Source organism: Modicisalibacter xianhensis (genome assembly GCF_900113605.1).
Lineage (GTDB): Bacteria > Pseudomonadota > Gammaproteobacteria > Pseudomonadales > Halomonadaceae > Modicisalibacter > Modicisalibacter xianhensis.
This window is the reverse complement of record NZ_FOPY01000014.1, coordinates 91,310-116,981: the sequence shown is the minus strand read 5'-3', so window position 1 is coordinate 116,981 and position 25,672 is coordinate 91,310. Positions and strand designations below refer to the sequence as shown.

Here is a 25,672-nt window from a genome sequence, read left to right as displayed (position 1 = left end):
CCTATCACCTCTTGAGACCTGCGCTACTGCAGGAATGAGAGAGGAGTAGGATCATGAGCAAGCGTGCAATCGATGGTATCCGTGAAGCACTCATCCAGGGCTTGATGGAAGGCACAGCCCCTTGGCAGAAACCTTGGAAGCCTGGCGACAAGGATGTGAGCCAGCCGTATAACGCCTCCTCAGGGCGTGCCTATACCGGCTGGTCAAACATTGTTAGCCTCTGGATCGCTTCAGATAAAAGCGGCTACACCAGCCCTGCCTGGGTAACCTTCAAGCAAGCGAAGGATCTCGGCATTCACCCCCGCAAGGGCGAGAAGGGCACCCCGGTGGAATTCTGGAAGTTCCACAAGAAGCGCGAGAAGAATGAAAACGGGACAACGGAGGAGAAGGTCATCCCCGTGAACCGGATCTTTTATGTCTTCAACGAGGAGCAGCTGGCGGACCCACTGACAGAGGCTGCAAAGCCCCCTGTCATAGAAGCCCAGCCTGAGCCCGTGCAGTTCGTTGCACGGCTGATTGAGGCTTCGGGCATCCCTCTGAGCTGGGGCGGCGACAAGGCCTACTACAGGCCCTCTACGGACGGCATACGCCTACCTCGCCCCGAACAGTTCCATGAGGTCAGTGAAATCGCAGCCACGGGCCTGCATGAGCTGATCCATGCAACTGGAGCTGCCTCGCGTCTCAACCGGGACAAGAGCGATCGCGCTCGAGAGGAAGTAGTGGCTGAAGCTGGCGCCTGGCTCGCTGCCATGCGCTTCGGCCTCCCTGCTACCCCGGAAAACTCGGCGTCCTACCTCACTGGATGGGCTTCCCGGCTCAAAGGTGACCAGGCCAAAGAGATCGACCGTGCTCTGGCTGATGCGCAGAAAGCGGTCAACTTCATCGAGCAAATGGCACAAGAGTGCGGCTTGATCGATGGAGTAGATGACTCAACTGCAGCAACCGCGGCAGCTTGATTATCCTTACCATTCAACAGCCTCCCAACCGGGAGGCTTTTTTATGACCTGCATCCAGCGGTGGGGATGTTGCACAGCAACCGTATTTCTATGGGTGTGCTGACTTCCAATCACCCTCCCCCCGGGCACCAGGAGCGGTGGGGATGTTGCACCGATAACTGGCCACAGCTGGCAGTTGCGATCGCAGCGTCACGGGGCTCCAACCGAACATGTGGTCAGCATGAAAGGTGGGGATGTTGCACAGCTGAACCCCGGCAACACATCGTAATCTAGGTGGTGGCCGCGCCAGCACCATGCTTATCGATGAAGAGGATATTGTTTGCTGTATTTTGTATTGTATGTACAATACGTACATACAATACATACACAAGGAGCCGCCCAGCATGTCTATTAAGCCGGAAATCCGTCAACGCATCCTCGATGCTGCCGAGCAGTTGGCTGCTGAAGGCATCGACAGGCCCACCAATGAGCAGGTACGCGAGCGCCTGGGGGGTGGCTCCCTATCCCATATCTCACCTGTCATGAGGGAATGGCGCGAAAGTTTGAAGGTCAGTGCCGTTGCTGTTCGTGAAATGCCGAATGAGATCCGTACTGTCCTGGAGCGGGTCGGGGCCGAGCTGTGGCGCTCTGCAAGCCAGCTCGCAGATGAAGAGGTCGAGAGGATACGCACCGAGTCAGAGCAGCGTGAGAAAACAGCCAACGATGAGCGCGATGAGGCGCTGCGTGAAATCGAACGCCTCGAGGCAAGCATCACGACATTGCGCGAGCACGGCCACCAGGATGAGAAGCGCATCGAGCAGCTGACGGCCGAAAACCACAACCTGATGACGGAGAATGCCACGGCCAAGCAAAGGGCGGCGGATGCTCTGGAGCGCGTCACCGATCTGCATAACCAACTTGCCCGCCAGAATGAGCAGCTGGAGACCATGCGTGGTGAAGGTCAGCGGCAACAAGCACTGATCGACAAGCTGCGAGACGAGAAGGCCGAGACCAGTACCCGATTGGCTACCCTCGAAAGCGAACTCAAGACCGCTACTCGGGAGCTGGAGGCTGCCAACCAACGGGAACTGCGGCTTCAGCAGACCCTCGAATCGGTCAACGAAGACCTGTCTTCCCTTCAGCAGGACTATGCCAGCCTGCGTGCAGAAAATGCCTCGGCAGTGAAACGCAATGAGGAGCTGCAGAGCGAGAATGCCGCGCTTCGTACTGACCTAGACACATTCAAGGCCTCGGCCAGTGAAGCACGTAGCGAGCTGAAGACAGCGAATAAGCGGATCGATGAGTTAGCTCACACCCAGCAGGAGCTGACCGAAGCCAGAACTCAACTGGCGATCATCCAATCTCGAGAAGAGGATTTGCGCCAGCAACTGGCTGACCAAAAGGCACGGCAAACGCCGACGACGAAAAGCAAAGGATCGAAGGAAGACAAATGATGCGCAGAATACCTCGCGTGCTTGCCGGGCTCTTGCTGGCGCTGGCGCCAGCCGTGGCCACCGCGGAGATGATCGTAGGTAGTTGGGAGGTTTTTTGCCGGAGCGCCCCAACCAGGCCTCCTGTCTGTCATTTAGAACGAAGCCACTTGGTATCAGTTAGACAGGTGCACCTACTACCTACGTCCCGCACCACGTTCCATCAACTCTCGCCTTCGTAAGCTGCTGGGACGCAGAAGGTGGAGGGAATACTGCAATCGCAATTGGTAATGTTTTGCAACATCCAGATTCAGCTGTACCGCCTAACTTCTGAGTAGCTCAGGGTTCGCTATTGGTGAGAGTATGAAACCAAGAAAAACCAGCCGACACTGTCAGCTGGCTCTTGTTGCATGAACTATCGGCTGATGCCGTAGCTCAGTCTTGAAGATATAAAGTACCTAACCAGGCTTATTGGCGAATACCTTCAAGCACAACATATAACTCGACTTCATGCATGACTTCGGGGAATTGGCTCATATCGATACCGTAATCAGCCAGCTCCAATGTGGTGCTCCCCTCGAAGCCTTGGGGCAGCATCTCCCAGGGAATGCCCGAGCGCAGCACAAACAGGATGCCCGTCAAGGCTGCGCGATTGGAGATGGGAGGCCGGCCACCGCGTGGCCTGGGCGTCGGTGGTGGCAGCAGTGGCTCGACAATGGACCAGAGTTCGTCGGATACGATTTTCTTAGCCATACCGAAAATCTAGGAATGACTGAAGGGGTTTTCAAGGTTTTGAAAGGCACTCTTAGTCATTCGCATCTCTTTCACTCCTTTCACGCAATTAACCAATATCAATACTGAACAAAAGTCAAAATATTCCCACAATCTACCGCCATGAATCAAGCATAAAGACGTCCCACTTTCCCCCTTTACCCTTCTTCAGAAAATGGCTGTGCTTCCACACCCTTTAGGCCAACAACAATCAACCCCCCAATGTTCAGCGCCATTTCAGCTTGGCTGCGCAGACTGACAGCTGACAAGGGTCAAGAAAAGAATCCTTAACCACTTCCTCACTTTACCCTTGAGCAACCCATAGGTTGTATCCTGATAACAAGCTCGCATTCGCAACGTGGCGATAGGTTGACGGCAGACGGCAAAGGACAGCGACGATGAACAGGCTGGTGCTGTTCATGCCACAGGCAGGAATCACCTGAAGCCCCCTCTTCTGAGCTGCACAGGCTATAGTGCCTGGGCTCATAGAATCACCGCAGCACCGTTGACTACACGGTAGAGGCAGGAGAGCCAGACGACTACCGAGGGGCCGCACTGGATTCCACCCACCGAAGACGTGGATCCCGTGTGTGGCAAAACCGTCAGTACCGAACAGGCCAAGCCGAGTGTTCACGATGGCCATGACTACTTTTTCTGCTCCCGTGACTGCCATTGAGGACGAGCAGGACAAAACATGCGCCGCTGTGGGTGCTCGGCGTGAAGGTGCCACTGGCGATTGCCACCGCCCTGGGGCTTCGTCCACTGAAGCAGGCACAGCATGAGGAAAGCGCTCGGGCTTTGATGGCATCTGCCAGCCGGCTGTCATTCATCCCCAAGGAGGCCGAGTGGGTGCAACGACAAGCGTGGGAGATCGGGATTGGAAAACATGGCCAGGCAGAAGAAGCCGGAAGACGGCGCCCCTTCCCGCTTATCCCAAGCCTCGAGGCGGCGCATCCTGTGTGGCGTTGGGCTGCTTGCCGCCTTCCTTGCCACCACCCTGCTGCTGTGGCGCACCGGGACGCTGGAAACCCTGCTGACCGGCGACACCCTCGAGCAGGCAGTGATACGGCTTGGCCCGTTGGGGCCGGTCCTGGTCATCGGCCTGATGACCCTGGCCATCGTCATGAGCCCGATTCCCAGCGCCCCGATAGCGCTTGCCGCCGGCGCGGCCTATGGCCATGCCTGGGGGACGCTCTATGTCGCCATCGGCTCCGGCACGGGGGCGCTGATCGCCTTCTCCATTGCCCGCCTGCTGGGATATGACGCCCTGAGGACCTGGTTGGGCGTGCGCCCTACTCCAAACCTGCTACACCGTTTCATCGGCTCGCAGAATGCCCTGATGGTCGCGGTTTTCGCGACCCGGCTGATGCCGTTCCTGTCCTTCGACGTCCTCAGCTACGCGGCCGGCCTCACCCCCCTCAAGGCCTGGCGCTTTGCCGTCGCGACGCTGCTCGGGATCATTCCGGCGAGCTTCCTGCTGGCGCATTTCGGTGACGAGCTCGCCTCCAGCGATCTGCGCCGCGCGGGCCTCACGGTGCTCGCGCTCGGCACCATCACCCTGCTCCCCCTGGCCTGGAAGGCGGCTCCGGCGCGCTATCGCGCGACCGTAAGGCGCTGGCTGCATCTCGGGTAGCCGAGTCTCAGCCCCGCCAAGCGCCCTGCTTGAAGCGTCAATGATGGGGTTCTGGCATGGGGTACGGGGACGCCTAACCCGGCATGCCTAGCCGACATCCCAATGACATGACGCCCCAACAGGCTCCGCCCATTCAGGGTTGGTTCAGCTTTGCCATCTAGGCTAGGGGTGAGCCTCACAAAACCGGAAATTGCATGACATCGATCAAGGTTCGGAGCTATCCGCAACCCTGGTGCTCCCCACTCGCTTGACCTTTGCGTTACCCAAGGGCTTTAGGCTTCGAGCAAATCGGCGGCTTCCCAGCGTCCAGGTATCGCCAGAGGCCTAGGGCCGGCGACGGCATCAAGGATGCCCTGGGCCGAAGGGGGAGTAGATCAGTATCGTCATTGCGATCAGCTCGGTGTCGGTGGCGGGCAATGCTCCGCACTTCCACCAGATGTGGATCTACCCGTGCATGACGAAATGGCAGAAGGGAGAGTTTCGTATGTCAAAGAACGAACACCGCCTCGGCGTCTCCGAGGTCAATCTAGTGACTCGCAAGCTGAAGCTCGAGCCCTGCGATCAGGATGAGTTACGCGTCGCCATGGACGAGATCGATGGGCTATACGGGCTCGAGCGAGTCACCTATGACACCGAGAAGCACAAGCTCAGTATGGCCTATGATGCGACGCGGCTGTGCATCGACCATATCGAGGCGATCCTCGCCTGGCACGCCATCGAGATCAGCCATGGCTGGTGGACGCGCTTCAAGGAAGACCACTACCGGTTCGTCGACCAGAACATCAAGGACAATGCCAGCAAGGAGCCATGGAGTTGCCATTGACTGCTCTCTTCATCGCCGCCGCAGCCATGTCGTTCGGCTCGGTATCGGTGATACGACACTCCCTGCGCTCGAGCCAAATGAGGATCTGACCACGAGGTCTGTCGATGGCTATTGATCGATGTCGATCTCATCGACGTTTTCCATAGCCCCGACCGTCTGCTGACGGTCGCCCACGCCCCACAGGGGCCTCAATACTTAGGACATGTCTCTCATGAAGAACTCTCTGCACAGTTCTTGGCTGGCTAGTCTCATGGCCGGCATCGCCCTCGCAGCCTCAACGACCGCCCTGGCGGCGAGCGACCGGGCCTTCGTGCCGATGGGGACGGCAGATGCCGTGGGTATCATCGACCTGGAGCGTCAGGAGGTGATATCGACCGTGACCGATACGATCAATACGCACGGCTCCGCCCTCACTCCTGACGGACGACACCTCATCGTGGGGAGCCTTTCCCCGCAGGATGCCGGTCGCGAGATCGTTCGTCCCGAGGGGGTGACGGAAGACGAGCACGCGGCCCATCATGGCGATGGCGCAACGACCTCCCCGGAGGAAGCGAGTACCGGCCTGCTCTACGTCGTCGACACGGCCACGAGCCGCATCGTCAGAACCCTGGAAGTGCCAGGGGCCGTGCATCATGTGCTGGTCACGCGAGACGGGCGTCATGCCGTCTCGACCCACCCCACGGGCGGAGGCATCAGCATGGTGTCGCTGGATAGCGGCCAGGTCATCGCCTCCCTGGCCACGGGGCCGAATCCGAACTACCTGGTTCAGCACGAGGAGGGGGGTAGCATACTGGTCAGCAACGCCGGTAACGGCACCATCAGCGAGGTGGATCCTCAGCACTGGTTCGTGCGGCGCAACATGCGCGTCGGCGGGAACCCGGAACACATGGTGCTCTCGAAGGACGGTAAATCCCTCTACGTCAACGATCATGCCGGGGGCCGCGTCCTGGCGGTGGATCTGACGACAGGCAGTGTGGCGGAGGATTATGAGATCGGCACGGCGCCTCACGGCATCGACCTGAGTCCGGATGGCCAGACGCTCTATGCGACGAGTCAGGGCGACAACCGCCTCGTCAGGATCTCCCTCGAGGAGGGCACACGGCATGCCGCCGAGCTGGCACCGGCCCCCTACCATCTCGCCGTTTCGCCCACCGATGGGCGGGTGCTGGTCACCAGCCGCGCCGAACCCCACCTGTGGATCATCGCCCCGGACACCCTCGAGGTGTTGCAGACCGTGGAGCTGGGGGGCATCGGTCACCAGATATCTCTCGGGGCATCGCCTTCCAGGTGAACCAATGAGTTGGTGACCGCGAAGTCTGCTTCCGCACCTAGGCCGGCGACCCTGACGATCGCCGGCCGATAGCCATTCCCTTCATTTCACCCAGGTAGAAGCTCTGTGGAAACGCTCTCCTCCATCGGCCTGATCGGCGCCCTCTTCGGCGGGCTGCTGTCGTTCTTCTCGCCCTGCACCCTGCCCTTGCTGCCCGCCTATCTGTCGGTGGTCACCGGCGGCAGTGCCGGCAAGGCGGATCGGCGCTTCGAGGCGTTGCTGCTCAGCACCTTCTTCGTCTTCGGCTTCAGCGTGGTCTTCATCCTGATGGGCCTGGGGGTCACCAGCATCGGCCAGCTGCTGCGTGGTTATCGCCAGGAGCTCAACTGGATCACCGGCAGCATCGTCATCGTGCTCGGCCTATTCATGACGGGCGTGTTCCGGCTGCCCGTCCTGCAGCGCAGCTTTCAGTGGTCGCCCGAGCTGAGAGGGGGCTCTCCCATGGCGGCGACCTTCTTCGGCATCTCCTTCGCCATCGGCTGGACGCCCTGCATCGGCCCGATCCTGGGGGCGATCCTGATGGCCACCTCGACCACCGCCAATGCCCAGGCCGGCATGCTCTACCTGGCGACCTACTCCCTGGGCCTGGCCCTGCCCTTCCTGGCCAGCACCCTGCTGCTCAACAGGTTCAGCCACTACCGGGGCCGCCTCGGTAAGTGGAGTGCCTATGCCCGACCAGTCGCCGGAGTGATCCTTATCCTCATGGGGTTGCTGATCGTCTCCGGGACGCTCACCCGGCTCTCCAGCATCCTGGTGGACTGGTTTCCGGCCCTGGCCACAATCGGCTGAGGGCGTTGATCGACATCCAACCGTCGAGTCTCCTGCGACTTCTCAACGTATCGCCCCACGTGTTCCGTGTCAGACGGCGGCACCTCTGCCGGGGAGAAGCACTCGTCATGCCCCGGTGCATGGGCAGATGAGGGTCAATCCAGCACGATCAGATGATTGGGCAGTTCGTTGCGCTCGTGGGTGGCTGGTACCTGCTCCTTGAGATGTTCGCCGCATGCCTCGATGCACGCCAGGAAACCCCGCAGGGTCTCACCTGCCTTCACCTGCTGGGTGAACGCCGCCACGATGGATTGCCAGGTCTCGTCGCTGATACGTGCCGAGATGCCCCGGTCAACCAGGATTTCCACATACCGCTCGGCTTCGGAGACGAAAATCAGCATCCCCGTTCCCCCCTCGGTGTGGTGCAGCTCCTGTTCCAGGAACTGCCGCCGGGCGAGGTTGGCCGCCCGCCAATGACGAACCGATCGCGGGATCAGCCGGGTGGTGATGGCGGGGATGCGAAACACCAGTCCCAGCACGATGAAGGTCGCCCACTGCACCAGCGTCAGCTCGTAGGCCGTCAACCAGCCGGGAAAGTAATTGACCGCACCCGGTACCACCAGGGCCAGCAGGCCGGCCCAGAGCAGCGGGATATAGGCATAGTTGTCCGCTCGCGGAGCCAGCACGGTGACCAGCTCGGCATCGGTGTCGCGTTCGACCCGATGAATCGCCTCGGCTACCTGGCGTTGCTCGTTTTCACTCAGTAAGGCCATGGGGGTTGTGATCTCCGAATCCTGATTGTCATGTCGGTGTCGCCACCGGCGGGAAGGCTGGCTTACCAGCCGCCGGAAGCGCCGCCGCCACCGAAGCCGCCGCCGCCACCGCCGAAGCCGCCCCCGCCGCCGCCGCGCGACCTGCCGCCGAGCGCACCGCCCAGCAACATGCCGGCCAGCAGGCCGCCGCGACCGCCCCGTACCAGCGTCATGACGATGACGAACATCACGAAGAAGAGAATCGATGCCGGTCCTTCAGGTCCCTGTTCCCGAGCCGGGGCGCTGGCGGTGGCACTGGTGTCCATGGGCTCGCCACCCAGCACCTGGATCATCGCCTCCACGCCCTCGGTGATGCCGCGGGCGTAGTCGCCCTCACGGAAGGCCGGCGTCAGGGTCTGGTTGATGATCACCGAGGACTGGGCGTCGGTCAGTCGACCCTCGAGGCCATAGCCGACCTCGATGCGCACCTTGCGCTCCTTCGGCGCGACGATCAGCAGGGCGCCGTTGTCCTCCTCTTGCTGGCCGATGCCCCAGTGGCGCCCCAGCTGATAGCCATACTCCTCGATGGTGACGCCCTGCAGGTCCGGCAGGGTGGCCACCACCAGTTGCTCGGTGGTGGCTTCTTCGTGGGCCGCGAGCCTCTCGCTCAGGCGTGATTCGGTGGCCGGATCCAGCAGCCCGGCCTGGTCCACCACACGACCGGTCAATTCGGGAAAGTCGAGTTCCTGTTCCTCAAGCTCCTGGGCCTGGAGGCCTTGTGCCTGAAGGCCGAGGCCCCCCGACAGCAGCAGCGCCAATAGCGGGATGCGCAGAAGATCGCTCATTCAAACTCCACCTGGGGGGCCTGGTCCGCGTTCTCGGTCGTGGCTTCGAAGGTCTCGCGCAGCGGCATGTCGCTGTAGAGGATGCTGTGCCACAACCGCCCGGGGAAGGTGCGGATCTCGGTGTTGTAGCGCTCGACCGCGGTGATGAAGTCGCGCCGCGCCACGGCGATGCGGTTTTCCGTACCCTCCAGCTGGGACTGCAGGGCCAGGAAGTTCTGATTCGACTTCAGGTCGGGATAGCGCTCGGACACCGCCATCAAGCGGCTCAGTGCCCCGGTGAGTTGCTGCTGGGCCTGCTCGAACTGGCGCAGCTTTTCCGGGTCGTCGAGCGACTCGGCGTCGATCTGGATGGACGTGGCCTTGGCCCGCGCCTCCACCACGGCGGTCAGGGTCTCCTGCTCCTGGCGGGCAAAGCCCTCGACCGTCTCGACCAGGTTGGGCACCAGGTCCGCGCGTCGCTGGTACTGGTTCTCCACCTGCGCCCAGGCCGACTTCACCTGTTCGTCATAGGTGGGGATGTTGTTGACGCCGCAACCCGTCAACAGCATCGCCATGATCAGCACAAGGACAAACCGCCAGACGCGAGGGTCGGGAAGCGTGGTGTATCTCGTCAGCATGGGGTCAGTCATCCCTGTCATTGCGAATCGATGAGGTCCAAGGTACAGCTCAGCTTGATGCGAAGGAAGCGATGCCATGCCGCCACGAAGCCGACAACGTACATCAGGCCATACCAGTGAATCTGCACCGGCCCGATGGCGATGGCAACCGGATCGATCTGAGGATACTGCAACCGAGGTTTGCAGCGCCATCTGACTTGATCTGGATCAATCGACAGGATCCGGTTCTGGGCTATATGGTGGGGACATAACCTGCCACAGGAGCCCTGCAACATGGCCAGGCATGCCCTCTTTCCCAAGCATTCCACGCGGCCTGACGTCGCCTGGCCGCGCCTTGGGATGGGCATCCTGCTGGGCATGGTGCTGGTGCTTCTCTTCAGTGCCGCCACGGCGGCGCCTGTGCCTTCCTCGACCGCGTTTGGCCAGGTTGGCGTCGAGTTTCTCTCGGACACGCACTCGAGCGCCGAACGCATCGACACGGAACACCCTCGGCCGCGCTGCCACCATGGCCATGGCGCTCGCCATGCCGGCAGTGCCCTGTTGCGCCTGGAACGCCAGGACCTCGAGTGCAAGCTTCTTCCCTTGAGCATGGCTGCCCCGACCATAGCGCCCCGGGTTGTCACCGCCAGCGGCACGCCACGTGCCCTTCCCGCCCCTTCTCCGGTTGCAGTCTACCTGTTGAGCCAACGCTTCAGAGTCTAAGTCATCCCCATTTCCCCAGCCCCACGACTCCAGACGGATACGCGGGGAGATAACTCGTGCCCGCCCTCGTATCGAACCAGGCGACTGCCGGAGTGGCCGCTGTGCGTGCAGAGACTCTTCCCACCAGACTTATCAGCATCTCGAGCTATAAACCACTGCCAGGCGTCGGGGTGCTTCGCTTTTCAGCGTCAATTCAGTTTCGTTGCGTATGCTTTGAGACACTCCGCGAAACCGAGAGGCGTAGGGCAGCGACTCCGGCCTTGACCATTGTGTCACACATAGGCTCTAGCCTTTCTCTGGACAGCTTCTCGGCATAACGAAGAAGGCGGCCGATATGACACGGGTCCCGATAATGAAATAGCAGGAGAGAGTCCATGAACGAGCTCGTATATTTCATGCTCTGGGCGGGAATCATCTTTCTGATGATGCGCTTCGGCTGCGGTGCTCACGTGATGGGTCATGGTCGTGGCAAGGCCAAGCATGGCGAGGGGGCATCAGAGAGGCAGGCGACCACCGAGAGCCTGCGCTGGATTCCGCCAGCCGAGGACGTCGATCCCGTCTGTGGCAAGACCGTCAGCACCGAAAAGGCCAAGTCGAGCGTCCACGAGGGCCATGTCTATTACTTCTGCTCACGTGACTGCCGAGAACGCTTCGAGGCCGCGCCCGAGCAATATCTCGCCGCTGAAGCCATGAGCCCGCCCGCCCAGCCGGAGAATGAACATGCCTGATGCCGATGTTCCGCCGACAGCCAAGCCGCATTACGGAACCCGCTTGCCGGTTCAAGCCGTGCCGCGGATCCCGGTGATCGCACTGGGTATGAGCCTGGGGCTGTTTCTGGCCGTGACCTTCATCCTGTGCGTCGGCTTCGGCCTGCTGTTTCCCGACCGGGCGATGTATGAGAGCTGGCTGCGCCTGCTGCCTGGCTTCACCTGGTTGAGTTGGCCAAGCTTCTTCCTGGGCCTGGCTGAAAGCTTCGGCTACGGCTGGTACGTGGCCCTGGTCTTCGGCCCGCTCTACAACTTCTTTGTCACACGCCTCAACCGGCGCAGCGGAGCGTAGGCCATGAACGAATCCCTCAACCATACCGGCGCCTGGGGCCTCGCGCTGATCGTCATCGTCTTGGTGTCCTGGTTCTTCTATCGCTATTTCGCACCGAAGAACTGGCGCGAATGGACCGGTGCCGGCGCGGTGCAGGCCTTTATCATCGCGCTTTACGCCGAGATGTATGGCTTTCCGCTCACTATCTATCTGTTGGTGCGTTTCTTCGGTCTGGATAGCGAGTATGTCAGCGCCAGCCTCTGGTCGACGCTGGTGGGGCTGGGAGAAACCGGCATGCTTGTCTCCATGCTGCTTGGCTACGGGCTCGCGTTTACCGGCATCGGGATCTTTATCCAAGGCTGGCGGCAAGTCTACAAGGCACGGCGCGAGAACCACCTGGTGACCGGCGGACTCTATTCCCTGGTACGGCATCCCCAATACACCGGCTTGTTCATCGCCTTGTTCGGCGAAGGTGTGGTGCATTGGCCGACACTATTCTCGATCGGCCTGTTTCCAGTGATCGTGCTTGCCTATACCTGGCTGGCCCACCGCGAGGAACGGCAGATGCTGGCCTGGTTCGGTGACGCCTATCGCGCCTACCAGCGGCGGGTGCCGATGTTCATTCCTCGCTGGGGACAGTGGCGGAAGCTAGCGGGTAGCTCACGCAATACTCACGATGAGCCGGGGGTTCACTGACATCCTGGATTCACACATCAACACACGCGGGCGGCGTTGATTTCATCCCACTGAAGATGCCGAACGTTGACCGGGATCAAGAGCCGCATGCTTTCACCTCATATTATCTTGACCCTTGGGTCTCCCACAGGTTTTAGCCTGATATCAGGATGATTCAACTTGAAAGGAGATCCGACCATGTGGGACGACATGACGGCGTATATGGGGAGTTACGGCTGGGGACATATGCTCTTCGGCGGGGTCATGATGGTGTTGTTCTGGGGCGCCGTCATTGCCTTGGCCGTTCTCCTGGTGCGTGGCCTGACCCGAGGCCGGGGCGAGCCATTTTCTCAACGGCGGCCAACGGCCCTGGACCTTCTTCAAGAACGCTACGCCCGGGGAGAAATCGACCGCGAGGAGTACGAGCAACGCAAGCGCGATCTTCTGCTTTGATCGCACCTCCTGATTATTGGATACGGCACTATTAGTTTCGACCCTATCGAGATAGGGCCACGAGGTTGAATCAAGACGCGGAAGCGACGGAGACGATTCCATGACGCAACACCAACACGACCATTGTCACGGGCACTCCTCGCACGAGGCACCGACACGAGGCAGCGGCGATACGGACCAACACGCCGCCGGCAGCCAGGGTGGCGCCCAATACACCTGCCCGATGCACCCGGAGGTCGTCTCCGACCAGCCGGGTGACTGCCCCAAGTGCGGCATGCACCTCGTGCCCGTGGGAAGCGACGACTCGCAGACGCATGACGGGCATGGTCATGGGGCCTCCGCGCCGGCCCACGGCGGCAAGTACGACAAGGTGCCGGCCGGGCATGCCGGCGCCGTCTACACCTGCCCGATGCACCCCGAGGTGCGCCAAACCACTCCCGGTGCCTGCCCCCTGTGCGGTATGGGTCTGGAGCTGGAATCGGCGGCGGTCGGCGATGAAGGGCCGAATCCCGAGCTGGTCGATTTTACCCGACGCTTCTGGGTCGCGGCCGTGCTCACGCTTCCGGTCCTGATTCTGACGATGAGCCCCTACCTGGGCCTCGGGGCCATTCGCGACTTCTTCGGTGAACGCAACGCGATGTGGATCGAGCTGGTGCTCAGCACGCCGGTGATCCTGTGGTCGGGCTGGCCGTTCTTCGTGCGCGGCTACAACTCCTTCCGCACCATGAACCTCAACATGTTCAGCCTGATCGGCATGGGGGTCGGCGCGGCCTATCTGTTCAGCATCGTGGCGGTGCTGGTGCCGGGCGTCTTCCCCGACGGCTTTCGCCGGGAAGACGGCACCGTCGGCGTCTATTTCGAGGCCGCGGCGGTGATCGTCACCCTGGTACTGCTGGGTCAGGTGATGGAGTTGCGCGCCCGTGAAGGCACCGGCAAGGCGATCCGCGCGCTGATGGACATGGCCGCCAAGACCGCGCGGGTGATCCGGCCCGACGGCAGCGAAGAAGAGGTCGCGCTGGAAGACGTGCAGGTGGGCGACCACCTGCGGGTGCGCCCCGGCGACAAGGTGCCGGTGGACGGCGTGGTGGTCGAGGGCCGCTCCTCGATCGACGAGTCGATGATCTCGGGCGAGCCGGTGCCGGTGGAAAAGGTCAAAGACGACAAGGTCACCGGGGCCACGATCAACGGCACCGGCAGCCTGGTCATGGAGGCCACCCGCATCGGCGCCGACACCATGCTCAGCCAGATCGTCGAGATGGTGGCTGCCGCCCAGCGCAGCCGCGCACCGATCCAGAAATTCGCCGACAAGGTGGCGGGCAAGTTCGTGCCCGCGGTGATCGGCGTCGCCATCCTCTCCTTCATCGCCTGGGCGATCTGGGGGCCGGCGCCGGCGCTGTCCTATGCGCTGGTCTCGGCGGTGGCGGTGCTGATCATCGCCTGCCCCTGTGCACTGGGGCTGGCCACGCCGATGTCGATCATGACGGCCACCGGACGCGGCGCGCAGGCCGGCGTACTGATCAAGAATGCCGAGGCGCTGGAAGGCTTCGCCAAGGTCGATACGCTGATGGTCGACAAGACCGGCACCCTGACCGAAGGCAAGCCGAAGCTGGTGGCGGTGCTGCCCGAGGAAGGGCATGACGAGGCCGAGGTATTGCGCCTGGCGGCCAGCCTCGAACGTGGCTCGGAACACCCACTGGCCGAGGCCATCGTCGCCGGCGCCGAGGAGCGCGGCGTATCCCTCGCCGATGCCACCGATTTCGAAGCCGTGACCGGCATGGGCGTCAAGGGGGTCGTGGACGGCCAGTCGGTGGCCCTCGGCAACGCCAAGCTGATGGCCGAACTGGGCCTCGATGGCGGCCGGATCTCCGAGACCGCGAACGCCCGCCGCGATGAAGGCGAAACGGTGATGTTCGTCGTGCTCGATGGCCAGATCGCCGGCCTGGTCAGCGTCGCCGACCCGGTGAAGGAGACCACCCCCGAGGCCCTGAAGGCGCTGCACAAACTTGGCTTTCGCATCATCATGGCCACCGGCGACAACGAGCGGACGGCCAAGGCGGTGGCCGGGCGACTGGGTATCGACGAGATCCGCGCCGACGTGCTGCCCGAGGACAAGGCCCGCATCATCCGCGAATTGCAGGAACAAGGCCGCAAGGTGGCCATGGCGGGCGACGGGGTGAACGACGCTCCCGCCCTGGCCCAGGCCGATGTGGGCATCGCCATGGGCACCGGCGCCGACGTGGCGATCGAAAGCGCCGGCTTCACGCTGGTCAAGGGCAACCTCGACGGCATCGTACGCGCCCGCAAGCTGTCGCTGGCCACCATGCGCAATATCAAGCAGAACCTGTTCTTCGCGCTGATCTACAACGGGGCCGGCGTGCCGATCGCCGCCGGGATCCTCTATCCCTTCCTCGGCATCCTGATCGGGCCGATCTTCGCCGCCTTCGCGATGAGCGCCTCCTCGCTATCGGTGGTCTTGAACTCGCTGCGCCTGCGCCGGGTGAGGATCTGAGCATGGCCAACGACCAGCGCTGGTTAGACCGGCAACCAGGGAAGCTTCGCTTCTGGATCGTCGTGGGGCTCTCCCTGGCGGCCGTGGTCTTCCTGCTCTGGGAGGAGCACCGAGTGCATCTGCTCGGTGCCCTGCCCTGGGTGATCCTGCTGGGTGCTTGTCTGCTGATGCATGTGTTCATGCACGGCGGGCATGGTGGACACGGCGGCCACGGAACGAATGGCGACCATCAGGCACCGCACAAGGAGGATCGCGATGAGTAGCGAGATACCGTCCTATGGCCTGTGGAGCCTGGTCATCCTCAACTCGGCGATCTTCATCTTCTTCGCCTTCAGCTTCTTCAAGCCACAGACGCGCCGGGACTGGCGCTCGCTCGGGGCCTTCAGCGCCTTCCTGGTGGCGCTGTTCACCGAGATGTACGGCTTCCCGCTGACCCTCTACTTCCTCTCCGGTTGGCTGCAGTCGCGCTACCCGGAGGTGGACTGGTTCGCCCACGACTCGGGCCACCTACTGGAGATGCTCTTCGGCTGGCAGGCCAACCCGCATTTCGGGCCGTTCCACCTCCTGAGCATGGTATTCATCGTCGCGGGTTTCTGGCTCATCGCCGCCGGCTGGCGGGTGCTCTATGCCGCCCAGCGGCGGGGAGAACTGGCCACCACCGGACTCTATGCCCATGTCCGGCATCCGCAGTACGCCGGCTTCGTGCTGGTGATGACCGGCTTCCTGCTGCAGTGGCCCACCCTGCTGACCCTGGTCATGTTCCCGGTATTGGTGTGGATGTACTCACGACTGGCGATCCACGAAGAGCGCGAGGTAGCGCGTCGGTTCGGTGAGGCGTGGCAAGCCTATGCGACACACACGCCACGATTCATTCCCCAGTGGCGGACAGCGCGTACGAGCGATTGGCGCGCCTAGGTCGACCTTCAGGAGATTATCCACCGTGACGACGTTGGCGCAACAGGGCAAGGAAGAACGGGCGGCGGGGCTGGTCACCGTCGGCGCCATGCTCGTGGCGCTAATACTCGCCAACTCGCCACTGCGTGACTTCTACCAACTGGTGCACCATACCCCCGTGTCGCTGCAGGTCGGCACCCTGGGCATCGACAAGCCGTTGATCCTGTGGATCAACGACGGGCTGATGGTGTTCTTCTTCCTGCTGATGGGCGTCGAACTCAAGCGCGAGATGCTCGGTGGTCTGCTGGGCTCGGCCCGGCAGGTGGCATTGCCGGCGATCGCGGCGACCGGTGGCATGCTGCTGCCGGCGCTGGTCTACCTGATCGTCAACGGCACCGCGGGGATCGCCGCCCACGGCTGGGCCGTGCCCACCGCCACCGACATCGTGCTGGCCCTGGCGGTGCTGTCGCTATTCGGCGAGCGCGTGCCCCCGGCATTGCGGGTGTTCCTGATGGCCCTGGCGGTCTTCGACGATCTCGGTGCCATCGTGATCATCGCGCTGTTCTATACCGAGCGCCTCGCCGGGGAGGCACTGCTCATCGCCGGTGCCGCCCTCGCCGGCCTCGTACTCCTCAATCGCTTTCGGGTCATGCGCGCCCTGCCCTACGTGCTGCTGGGGCTGGTGATGTGGGTCGCGGTACTCAAGTCCGGGGTTCACGCGACCCTGGCCGGGGTCGTGATCGCTTTGGCCATTCCCGCCAGGACGCGGGATGGCCACCGGGAAGGCTCCCCACTCGATCGCACCTACCATGATCTGAGGCGCTGGGTCACCTTCGGCGTCGTGCCCGTGTTCGCCTTCTTCAACGCGGGGATCGCGGTGAGAGCAGGAGGCGAGGGCTTCGGCAACGTCTTCCTCGGGGTGACTCTCGGTCTCTTGCTGGGCAAGCAGTTGGGGGTGTTCACCTTCGCCTGGCTGGCGATCCGGCTGCGCCTCGCGCGGCTGCCCGCGGGCGTTCGGTGGCGCCACCTCTACGGGGTGGCCGTGCTGGCGGGTATCGGGTTCACCATGAGCCTGTTCATCGCCGGGCTCGCCTTCGATACCCCGGCGGCCCTGACCGCGGCCCGCCAGGGCGTGTTACTCGCCTCAGCCGTCGCGGCGCTGGTCGGCGCTGCGGTGCTGGCGGCGACGCTGCCCCGGCAGTCTGCACCACCGGCGGAGGATTCGACTATCGATCCTGGGAGGTTGTCATGAAACGCAGACGCTTTCTCGTCGGCGCGACGGTGGTGGTCGGCGGCGTCGGGGCGGCCTTCACGGCGGTGCCGTTCATTGCCTCCTGGCAGCCCAGTGCGCGCGCCAGGGCCGCCGGCGCCCCCATCGAGGTCGACGTCGACAAGCTGGAGCCGGGGCAGCAGCTGACCGTGGAATGGCGCGGCAAGCCCGTCTGGGTCTTGCGCCGCACCCCGGCGATCCTCGAGCGCCTGGCGACACTGACCGACTCCGACCGGCTCCGCGATCCCCTCGCCGAGGTGGAATCACAGCAGCCGACCTATATCACCGGGCCACTGCGCTCGCTCGAGGAGGAGTATCTGGTGGTCATCGCCATCTGTACCCACCTCGGCTGCGTGCCCCTGTTTCGACCGGAGCCAGGCTCGGTCGGCGACGACTGGCCGGGCGGCTACTTCTGCCCCTGCCACGGTTCCAAGTTCGACTTCGCCGGCCGCGTGTACAAGGCGGTGCCGGCGCCGACCAACCTGGAGGTTCCGCCGTACCGCTTCCTGTCCGAGTCCCGGGTCGAGATCGGCGTCGACCCGAAGCCCACGACATCCTGACACCGAGAGGTAATCCACCATGACCGCCAAGACATCGACCACCAAGGCCCCCGCGGCGCGTAAAGCCCCGCGCAAGCGCCAACCCACCGCCCCACCAGAGATGGCCGCCCCGATGACCGTACCCGAGCCCGAAGAGGGCCTCCTCCCGAGCCACCCGGCGACGGAACTGCTCGCCTACCAGACCGACCTGTGGCGGCGCGGCCTGCGCTACCTGGATACCCTGCGTGAGCGCGCGGACAACATGCTCGAGCATGAGCAGGCGGGCAAGCCGCCACTGCTCGACTTCGATTACGAGATGCTCGTGGATGGCCGTCGACTAGCGCGCCCCGCCAACTATGCCCTGCTGCGCATCACCCGCGTGGGGGATGACTGCCTGGAGGACTGCCTCGACGAGACTAGGCCGCCGGTGATGATCGTCGACCCGCGTGCCGGCCACGGCCCAGGCATCGGCGGCTTCAAGCGCGACTCCGAGGTCGGCATGGCACTGCATGAGGGGCACCCGGTCTACTTCGTGATCTTCTTCCCCGAGCCCGTCCCCGGCCAGACCCTGGAGGACGTGCTGCACGTCCTGCGGCGCTTCGTCGAGACGCTGGCCGAGCGCCATCCCGGCAAGCCGCCGGTGCTCTACGGCAACTGCCAGGCGGGCTGGGCCATCGCCCTGCTCTCCGCCGACTGCGAGGGCTTGGTGGGGCCGGCGGTGCTCAACGGCTCGCCGCTCTCCTACTGGTCGGGTGAATCCGGCGTCAATCCCATGCGGCTGGCCGGTGGGCTGCTGGGCGGCGCCTGGCTGACGCACCTGGCGGCGGACCTGGGCGATGGCCGCTTCGATGGCGCCCACCTGGCCGCCAACTTCGAATCCCTCAAGCCGGCCAATACCCTGTGGCAGAAGGACTATCGGTTGTTCGCCGACATCGACGGCCAGCGCGAGCGCTTCCTCGACTTCGAGCGCTGGTGGACGGGGTTCTATAGCCTGAGCAAGGAAGAGATCACCGCCATCGTCGAGAACCTCTTCGTCGGCAACCGGCTCGAACGCGGGGAGCTGCAGGTCTGCCCGGGCTGCACCGTCGATCTCAAGCGCATCCGCAACCCCCTGGTGATCTTCGCCTCCAGCGGTGACAACATCACCCCGCCCCATCAGGCGCTCAACTGGATCCCCGCGGTCTACCCCGATACCGCGGCACTCAAGGCCGCCGACCAGCGCATCGTCTACCTGCTCAATCCCCACGTCGGGCATCTGGGCATCTTCGTCTCCTCCAAGGTGGCGCGCCTCGAGCACCGAGCGATCCTCGAGAGCGTCGGCGAGCTGAATGACCTGGCCCCTGGCCTCTACGAGATGCGCATCGACAATCCCACCGGCGACCCCGACTGTCACAAGCCCCAGTTCCAGGTGCGCTTCGAGGAGCGCCGCGTGGAGGACCTGGACTATCCCGACCAGGCCCCGGCCTTCGATCGGGTGCGAGCGCTCTCCGAGCACAATGTGGCCCTCTACGAGACCTTCGTCGGGCCCTGGGTGCGGTTTTACACCACCCCCTGGTCCGCCGAGGCGCTGCGACAACTGCATCCGGCGCGGACCAGCCGGCTGATGTTCTCGGAACGCTTCTCCCCCTGGATGACCGGAGTGAAGTGGCTGGCCGAGATGGTGGAGACCGCGCCGGCGCCGGTCGATAGTGACACCCCCTATCGGCAATGGGAGACGCTGGTGAGCGACTCTATCGCCTCGACGCTGGAGCTGGCCGGCACGACCCGCGACAGCGTGTACGAGATGGGGTTTCACAGCCTCTACGGCGGGGGATGGTGGAGCGAGAACGAGTGACCCAGTCGAAGCCAACCCGGTTTACAGCCAATACCTATAGAGCAACCCACTAATGGAGAGCAATAAATGAAGATCGAGACCTTTCATGACCTGATCGACTGGACTCGCCAGCTGCATGCCCAGTTGGCCGAATGCTTCAGGCACTGTGCCACCCAGCAGGAGGAGGCACGGGCCAAATCGCTGCTGGAGTACCTCGCCGATCACGAGGCGGTCCTGGAGCACACCGTGGCCAGCTTCGAGAAGCAGGCCGACCCCAAGGCCCTGCACACGTGGGTTTACGACTATCTATCGCATGCGCCCATCAAACCCCATCAGGCGTGCAATTTGCCCTATGCCGAGATGGGCTTCGAAGACATCAGCCGGGAAGTCTTCTCGCTGCACGATCAGGTCATCGCGCTATACCGCTACCTGGAAGGACGCGCCGACATCCCCGAGGCTCGGGATCTCGTTCGCGAGCTCTTGAAGCTGGAGGAACACGAGGCGATGCGTCTGTCCCAACAGATCAACCGAGCCCGAGACCTGTAGCCAGGCGCTGAACAGGGATCACCTTTCGCCCCCGGAGAAGGAGGACTCGACGATGCCAAGCCGCCGATCGGCCATTCTGGTGGTCAACTGCGGGTCATCCAGCCTGAAGTTTGCCGTATTCGGTCTGACGGAAGGGCTCGCACGGCTGGTTTGGGGATCGGCCAGTGGGATCGGCACGTCACAAGGCCGGCTCCAGATGTCGAGTGCACAGGGAACGGTTGACGACCACCCCGCGCGACTGGCTGATCATGCCACCGCCATCGAGAAGGTCGACACCCTTCTTCAACAGCAGACAAGCCGACTGGACCTCGTCGGCATCGGGCACAGGGTGGTCCATGGTGGCCCCGATTGCGACTGCCCCCAAAGGATCGATGCCTCCCTGCTGGACCGGCTTCACGCTCTGGTGCCACTGGCTCCGCTGCACCTGCCACACAACCTGGCCGGCATCACCGCCATGCGCACGCAGTTCCCCGACGTGCCCCAACTCGCCTGCTTTGACACGGCGTTTCATCACGGCCTGCCCGCGGTCGCCCGGCACACCGGCCTGCCCCGGGAATACGCGGCCCAAGGGGTGCGTCGCTACGGTTTCCACGGCCTCTCCTACGAGTTCATCGTCGACGACCTGAGACGGCGCCACGGCCCCGCAGCGCTCGACGAACGACTGATCGTCGCACACCTGGGCAACGGGGCGTCGATGGCGGCGATCCGCCACGGGCGCAGCGTCGAGACCACGATGGGCTTCAGCGCCTTGGGCGGCATGCCCATGGGTACCCGCAGCGGCGATCTGGACCCCGGTATCCTGCTCTATTTGGCCGGTCATGACGGGCTCGATGCCGCAGAGATCGAGGAACTTCTCTATCGACGCTCGGGGCTGCTGGGGCTTTCCGGGGTGAGTGCCGACATGCGGGAACTCCTGACGCACCGCGAGGACACGCCGGAGGCCACGCAAGCCGTCGACTTCTTCTGCCATCGTGCCCGCCACTTCATCGGTGCCCTGAGCGCCGCGCTCGGCGGGCTGGACCGGCTGATCTTCACCGGCGGCATCGGCGCGAACTCACCGGCGATCCGGGCACAGATCTGCGCAGGAATGGGGTATCTCGGCATCACACTGGAGGAAGGACGCAACCGCACGCTCGGGCCGGTGATTTCCGCCGACGAGGGCCCGGTCCGGGTAGAGGCCGTGGCCACCGATGAAGAACGGATGATCGCCCGGCACGTGCAGCGCACATTAACCAACACCCAGGAGGTGACATGACCCAGATGGCAACGCCAGTGGCCCTTGCGACGCTCGATGACCTGATTCAGCAGGCCGGTGGCGGTGACCCGATCCGCGTCGCCGTGGTCAATGCGGCCCAGGCGGCGGTGCTGGAGACGCTTCGCGAGGCGGCGAGGCGACGCATCGCCGAGCCGGTGCTCATCGGCCGCCCCGCCGAGGTCGTCGAGGCCGCCGCGGCGATCGGGTGGGACCTCGATCCACAAGCGATGATCGAGGCCGATTCGGATGTGGAGGCCGCCCGCATCGGGGTGGAGCTCGTGCAGGCCGGACGCGCGGATGCGCTGATGAAAGGGCACCTCCACACCGATACCTTCATGCATGCCCTGCTGGGCAATGGCCTGCGACAGCCCGGCCGGCGAGTGAGCCACGTCTTTTTGGTGGACGTGCCCGACTGCCCACGCCTGCTGGCCGTGACCGATGCGGCCGTGAACATTACCCCCGACCTCAATGCCAAGGCGCAGATTCTCCAGAACGCCATCGAGCTGATGCACATGATCGGGCTCGAGCGGCCACATGCCGCGGTCATTTCCGCCGTGGAAACGGTCAATCCGGCCATCGTCTCTACCCTGGATGCGGCCTGCCTGACCCTGATGGCCCGCCGCGGCCAGATTGCCGGCGCCGAGGTCGACGGGCCACTGGCCTTCGACAACGCCATCTCGGAACGGGCCGCGCGCGAAAAGGGCATCGACTCCCCGGTGGCGGGGAAGGCCGACATCCTGCTCATGCCGGATCTGGTGTCAGGCAACGTGTTGGCCAAGAACCTCGAGTACCATGCCGGCGCCACGGCGGCCGGGGTGGTCATGGGGCTGACGGTGCCGGCGGTACTGAGTTCCCGGGCCGACCCGCCCGAGGCGCGCCTGGCCGGACTGGCCGTGGCGGCGCTGATGTACCGCGCGGGGATCCGCCTGCCCGTGCCCTCCCCTGACGAAGCGGAATCCACCTTCTGCTGTTCCCCGCAACCCGAGTCGGCCTGCTGCCCCAGGGAGGTGCGCTGATGGACACCACGACCCGAACCACCACCCGAGCCACCATCGACGGGACGACAGCGAGCCCACCGGCGACGACCACCGACGCGCGCCTGCACGCCATGATGAGCCTCTTCACAGGGGGGCTGTCACCGACCGCCGTCCAGCAGGCCTGGTGGGACTGGGCGCAACACCTGCTGCTGTCACCGGACAAGCAGACGGAACTCGTCGGCAAGGCCCTGCGCAAGTGGCAACGTTTCGGCAGCTACTGCGAGCGCGCCGGCCAGGCGCCGTGTGAGCCCTGCATCGAGCCGCTGCCCCAGGACAAACGCTTTCGCGACGAGGCCTGGCAGCGCTGGCCCTTCAACATGCTCTATCAGGGCTTCCTGCTGCAGCAGCAGTGGTGGCATGTGGCCACCACCGGCGTACCGGGCGTCTCGCGCCACCATGAGGCGATGGTGAATTTCGGCGCGCGGCAGATGCTCGACATCTGGTCGCCGTCAAACTTCCTCGCCACCAACCCCGAACTGCAGGAGCAGACGCGGCGCGAGGGTGGCGCCAACCTGGCCCGTGGTGCCTCCAATCTGCTGGAGGACTGGCAGCGACGCCAGGCCGGCGAAGGGCCGGTGGGGGTCGAAGCGTATCGGGTCGGCCGAGACGTGGCGGTGACGCCTGGCAAGGTGGTCTACCGCAACCGGCTCATCGAGCTGATCCAGTACGCGCCCACCACCCAGGAGGTCCATGCCGAACCGGTGCTGATCGTGCCGGCCTGGATCATGAAGTACTACATCCTCGACCTCTCCCCGGAGAACTCCCTGATCCGCTACCTGGTGGCCCAGGGCCATACGGTGTTCGTCGTCTCCTGGAAGAACCCGGGCAGCGACGAGCGAGACCTGGGCATGGCCGACTACCGCCGGCTGGGGGTCATGGCGGCCCTCGACGCGGTCACGGCCATCTGCCCGGAGCAGCGCGTCCACGGCGTGGGCTATTGCCTGGGCGGGACGCTGCTGTCGATCGCCGCGGCCGCCATGGGGCGGGACTGTGACACTCGCCTGGCCAGCCTGACGCTGCTCGCCGCGCAGACCGACTTCAGCGAGGCCGGCGAGCTGATGCTGTTCATCGACGAGGACCAGGTACGCTTCCTCGAGGACCTCATGGCGGTCAGGGGCTATCTGGATACGCGCCAGATGGCGGGCGCCTTCCAGTTGCTGCGTTCCCAGGACCTGATCTGGTCGAAGATGGTGCGCAGTTATCTGGCCGGCGAGCGTCCGCCCATGTTCGACCTGATGGCCTGGAACGCCGACGGCACCCGCATGCCGGCACGCATGCACAGCGAGTACCTCCGGTGGCTGTTCCTCGACAACGATCTCGCCGGTGGGCGCTACCGGGTGGACGAACGGCCCGTATCGCTGACCGACATCGAGATCCCCGTGTTCGCCGTCAGCACGCTCAAGGATCATGTCGCCCCCTGGCGCTCCGTCTACAAGGTTCAGTGGCTGACGCCGGCGGACGTCACCTTCGTACTCTCCAGCGGTGGACACAACGCCGGTATCGTCAACCCGCCCGGCGATTCACACCGCTTCCACCAGATCTCGACCATCCAGCCTGAGGACCCCTTCATGGATCCGGATGGCTGGCAGGCCTCTGCCGCGCATCATGACGGCTCCTGGTGGCCCTGCTGGCAGGGCTGGCTGACCGATCACAGCACCCAGCGCGTGCCCGCCCGGGAGCCGGGGGAGACCCAAGGCTATCCGGCGCTGGACGAAGCGCCAGGACGTTATGTCCTGGAGAAATGAGCCCGTCCTGCGGGGAAGGGGGCCGCTGCCATCGATGGCCCCAGAGCAGCCGTGCCGAAGGGCGCGGCCAATGTCATAGTCAGCGAGGTGAGCAATCATGAAGGAATCCAACGTCGTTCTCTGCGCCCCGGTGCGCACGGCCATCGGCACCTACGGCGGCACACTCAAGGCCACGCCGGCACCCGAGCTCGGCGCCACCGCCATCGCCGAGAGCCTGCGCCGCTCGGGCTTGGCCCCCGAGGACGTGCAGAGCGTGGTGCTGGGTCAGGTGGTCCAGGCCGGCGCCAAGATGAACCCGGCGCGCCAGGCCGCGATCCATGCCGGCTTGCCGGTGTCGGTGCCGGCGATGACGGTCAACCGGGTCTGCGGCTCCGGCGCCCAAGCCGTGGCCAGCGCCGCCCAGGAGGTGATGCTCGGGCATCTCGACTGTGCCATCGCCGGCGGAATGGAGAATATGGACCTCGCGCCCTACCTGGATCTCGCCGGACGCTGGGGCCATCGCATGGGCAATGCCGAAATCTACGACAGCATGCTGCGCGACGGGCTCAATGATGCCTTCTCCGATCAGCACTCGGGGTGGCACACCGAGGATCTGGTCAGCCGCTTCGGCATCAGCCGCGAGGATCAGGACCGATGGGCGGCGCGCAGCCAGCAGCGCTTCGGCGAGGCGCAGGCGGCAGGACGCTTCGACGCCGAGATCGTGCCGGTCGAAGTCAACTCCCGCAAGGGCACGGTGGCCTTCGGGCGCGATGAGCACAACCGCCCCGACGCCACCGCCGAGGGCCTCGGCAAACTCAGGCCGGCCTTCCGCAAGGAGGGCACCATCACCGCCGGCAACGCCCCCGGGCTGAACACGGGCGCGGCGGCGATGATCGTCGCCGATCGCGCCTGGGCGGAACGCCAGGGCCTCGCGCCCATGGCGCGTCTGGTGAGCTACGGCGTCGGCGCCGTCGAGCCCGGCTACTTCGGCCTCGGCCCGGTGCCGGCGGTGCAACAGGCACTAGCACGCGCCGGCTGGCGCATGGGTGATGTCGAGCGCATCGAGATCAACGAGGCCTTCGCGGCCATCGTCCTTGCCCTGATCGGGGAGCTCGGGCTGGCCGAGGACATCGTCAATGTGGAAGGCGGCGCGATCGCCCATGGCCATCCCATCGGCGCCACCGGGGCGGTGCTGACCACCCGGCTGCTGCACGCCATGGCCCGGGACGACGTGCGCCGCGGCGTGGTCACCTTGTGCATCGGTGGCGGCCAGGGGGTGGCGCTGGCGCTGGAGCGCCTAGCGTAACCGCGAA

26 protein-coding genes and 1 pseudogene are annotated in these 25,672 nt (G+C 64.1%); 22 read left to right on the top strand and 5 right to left on the bottom strand.

What is annotated here, in order from left to right; genetic code table 11:
* The first annotated feature begins 53 nt into the window (after window positions 1-53).
* Both BM194_RS16235 and BM194_RS16230 read left to right on the top strand, forming a co-directional pair.
* On the top strand, window positions 54-956 hold the full coding sequence (locus BM194_RS16235) for an ArdC family protein (RefSeq protein ID WP_092848861.1): 903 nt from the start codon (window positions 54-56) through the stop codon (window positions 954-956).
* Window positions 957-1,249: 293 nt separating this feature from the next.
* Window positions 1,250-2,389 (top strand): DNA-binding protein, encoded by a 1,140-nt coding sequence (locus BM194_RS16230; protein ID WP_218155412.1) that lies wholly within the window; start codon window positions 1,250-1,252, stop codon window positions 2,387-2,389.
* 444 nt (window positions 2,390-2,833) lie between these two features.
* On the opposite strand, the gene BM194_RS21080 is transcribed toward BM194_RS16230, so the two are convergent.
* Window positions 2,834-3,118, bottom strand: a complete 285-nt coding sequence (locus BM194_RS21080; RefSeq protein WP_084671837.1) for a transposase — start codon at window positions 3,116-3,118, stop codon at window positions 2,834-2,836.
* 904 nt (window positions 3,119-4,022) lie between these two features.
* Between BM194_RS21080 and BM194_RS16215 the strand changes: the two genes are divergently transcribed.
* The 4 genes from BM194_RS16215 to BM194_RS16200 all read left to right on the top strand — a co-directional run bounded on the left by BM194_RS16215 (window position 4,023) and on the right by BM194_RS16200 (window position 7,711).
* Complete coding sequence (locus tag BM194_RS16215) at window positions 4,023-4,769, top strand: TVP38/TMEM64 family protein (protein WP_052703828.1); 747 nt, start codon at window positions 4,023-4,025, stop codon at window positions 4,767-4,769.
* A 484-nt stretch (window positions 4,770-5,253) separates the two neighbouring features.
* Window positions 5,254-5,592, top strand: coding sequence for a hypothetical protein (locus BM194_RS16210; protein WP_035557675.1), 339 nt, complete (start codon window positions 5,254-5,256; stop codon window positions 5,590-5,592).
* 211 nt (window positions 5,593-5,803) lie between these two features.
* The gene (locus BM194_RS16205) at window positions 5,804-6,883 is read left to right on the top strand and encodes a YncE family protein (protein WP_092848856.1); all 1,080 of its coding nucleotides are present in this window, start codon (window positions 5,804-5,806) and stop codon (window positions 6,881-6,883) included.
* A 105-nt stretch (window positions 6,884-6,988) separates the two neighbouring features.
* On the top strand, window positions 6,989-7,711 hold the full coding sequence (locus BM194_RS16200) for a cytochrome c biogenesis CcdA family protein (RefSeq protein ID WP_035557681.1): 723 nt from the start codon (window positions 6,989-6,991) through the stop codon (window positions 7,709-7,711).
* Between the two features lie 134 nt (window positions 7,712-7,845).
* Here BM194_RS16200 and BM194_RS16195 read toward each other — a convergent pair whose 3' ends face one another.
* The 4 genes and pseudogenes from BM194_RS16195 to BM194_RS20495 form a co-directional block, all read right to left on the bottom strand.
* A complete protein-coding gene (locus BM194_RS16195) occupies window positions 7,846-8,463 on the bottom strand; it encodes a TPM domain-containing protein (protein WP_035557684.1) in 618 nt (205 codons plus the stop codon).
* 62 nt (window positions 8,464-8,525) lie between these two features.
* Entirely contained in the window at window positions 8,526-9,287 is a 762-nt protein-coding gene (locus BM194_RS16190; protein WP_092848853.1) for a TPM domain-containing protein, read from the bottom strand.
* Window positions 9,284-9,925: a LemA family protein gene (locus BM194_RS16185; protein WP_244890992.1), complete on the bottom strand. Its 642-nt coding sequence runs from the start codon at window positions 9,923-9,925 to the stop codon at window positions 9,284-9,286. Before BM194_RS16185 ends, BM194_RS16190 begins: the two co-directional genes overlap by 4 nt.
* Before the next feature lie 53 nt (window positions 9,926-9,978).
* Window positions 9,979-10,077, bottom strand: a pseudogene (locus BM194_RS20495) (prolipoprotein diacylglyceryl transferase family protein); the annotation flags it as partial.
* Window positions 10,078-10,177: 100 nt separating this feature from the next.
* Here BM194_RS20495 and BM194_RS16180 point away from each other — a divergent pair.
* From BM194_RS16180 to BM194_RS16105, 16 genes are all read left to right on the top strand, one after another.
* Window positions 10,178-10,606 (top strand): hypothetical protein, encoded by a 429-nt coding sequence (locus BM194_RS16180; RefSeq protein WP_092848850.1) that lies wholly within the window; start codon window positions 10,178-10,180, stop codon window positions 10,604-10,606.
* 374 nt (window positions 10,607-10,980) lie between these two features.
* A complete protein-coding gene (locus BM194_RS16175) occupies window positions 10,981-11,334 on the top strand; it encodes a YHS domain-containing protein (RefSeq protein WP_035557701.1) in 354 nt (117 codons plus the stop codon).
* Window positions 11,327-11,665, top strand: a complete 339-nt coding sequence (locus BM194_RS16170; RefSeq protein ID WP_035557704.1) for a DUF5676 family membrane protein — start codon at window positions 11,327-11,329, stop codon at window positions 11,663-11,665. Before BM194_RS16175 ends, BM194_RS16170 begins: the two co-directional genes overlap by 8 nt.
* Before the next feature lie 3 nt (window positions 11,666-11,668).
* Complete coding sequence (locus BM194_RS16165) at window positions 11,669-12,340, top strand: methyltransferase family protein (RefSeq protein WP_035557707.1); 672 nt, start codon at window positions 11,669-11,671, stop codon at window positions 12,338-12,340.
* A gap of 177 nt (window positions 12,341-12,517) precedes the next feature.
* Window positions 12,518-12,772, top strand: a complete 255-nt coding sequence (locus BM194_RS16160) for an SHOCT domain-containing protein (protein WP_082072699.1) — start codon at window positions 12,518-12,520, stop codon at window positions 12,770-12,772.
* Between the two features lie 100 nt (window positions 12,773-12,872).
* Window positions 12,873-15,281 carry a copper-transporting P-type ATPase gene (locus tag BM194_RS16155; protein WP_177223444.1) on the top strand — a complete coding sequence of 803 codons (2,409 nt, stop codon included), beginning with the start codon at window positions 12,873-12,875 and terminating at the stop codon, window positions 15,279-15,281.
* Window positions 15,282-15,283: 2 nt separating this feature from the next.
* Window positions 15,284-15,544 (top strand): DUF2933 domain-containing protein, encoded by a 261-nt coding sequence (locus BM194_RS16150; protein WP_092848848.1) that lies wholly within the window; start codon window positions 15,284-15,286, stop codon window positions 15,542-15,544.
* A complete protein-coding gene (locus BM194_RS16145; protein ID WP_092848845.1) occupies window positions 15,537-16,196 on the top strand; it encodes a methyltransferase family protein in 660 nt (219 codons plus the stop codon). Before BM194_RS16150 ends, BM194_RS16145 begins: the two co-directional genes overlap by 8 nt.
* 25 nt (window positions 16,197-16,221) lie before the next feature.
* Window positions 16,222-17,427 (top strand): Na+/H+ antiporter NhaA, encoded by a 1,206-nt coding sequence (gene nhaA / locus BM194_RS16140; RefSeq protein WP_244890991.1) that lies wholly within the window; start codon window positions 16,222-16,224, stop codon window positions 17,425-17,427.
* Window positions 17,424-18,005, top strand: coding sequence for a ubiquinol-cytochrome c reductase iron-sulfur subunit (gene petA / locus BM194_RS16135; protein WP_035557715.1), 582 nt, complete (start codon window positions 17,424-17,426; stop codon window positions 18,003-18,005). Before nhaA ends, petA begins: the two co-directional genes overlap by 4 nt.
* 19 nt (window positions 18,006-18,024) lie before the next feature.
* A complete protein-coding gene (locus tag BM194_RS16130; protein WP_218155410.1) occupies window positions 18,025-19,818 on the top strand; it encodes a DUF3141 domain-containing protein in 1,794 nt (597 codons plus the stop codon).
* A gap of 66 nt (window positions 19,819-19,884) precedes the next feature.
* Complete coding sequence (locus tag BM194_RS16125) at window positions 19,885-20,343, top strand: hypothetical protein (protein ID WP_045995010.1); 459 nt, start codon at window positions 19,885-19,887, stop codon at window positions 20,341-20,343.
* Between the two features lie 52 nt (window positions 20,344-20,395).
* The gene (locus BM194_RS16120) at window positions 20,396-21,598 is read left to right on the top strand and encodes an acetate/propionate family kinase (RefSeq protein WP_092848841.1); all 1,203 of its coding nucleotides are present in this window, start codon (window positions 20,396-20,398) and stop codon (window positions 21,596-21,598) included.
* Complete coding sequence (locus BM194_RS16115) at window positions 21,595-22,614, top strand: bifunctional enoyl-CoA hydratase/phosphate acetyltransferase (RefSeq protein WP_204249010.1); 1,020 nt, start codon at window positions 21,595-21,597, stop codon at window positions 22,612-22,614. Before BM194_RS16120 ends, BM194_RS16115 begins: the two co-directional genes overlap by 4 nt.
* Window positions 22,614-24,380: a PHA/PHB synthase family protein gene (locus BM194_RS16110; protein ID WP_045812300.1), complete on the top strand. Its 1,767-nt coding sequence runs from the start codon at window positions 22,614-22,616 to the stop codon at window positions 24,378-24,380. Before BM194_RS16115 ends, BM194_RS16110 begins: the two co-directional genes overlap by 1 nt.
* A 97-nt stretch (window positions 24,381-24,477) precedes the next feature.
* Window positions 24,478-25,665 (top strand): thiolase family protein, encoded by a 1,188-nt coding sequence (locus BM194_RS16105; protein WP_023004657.1) that lies wholly within the window; start codon window positions 24,478-24,480, stop codon window positions 25,663-25,665.
* The last annotated feature ends 7 nt before the right edge of the window (window positions 25,666-25,672 follow it).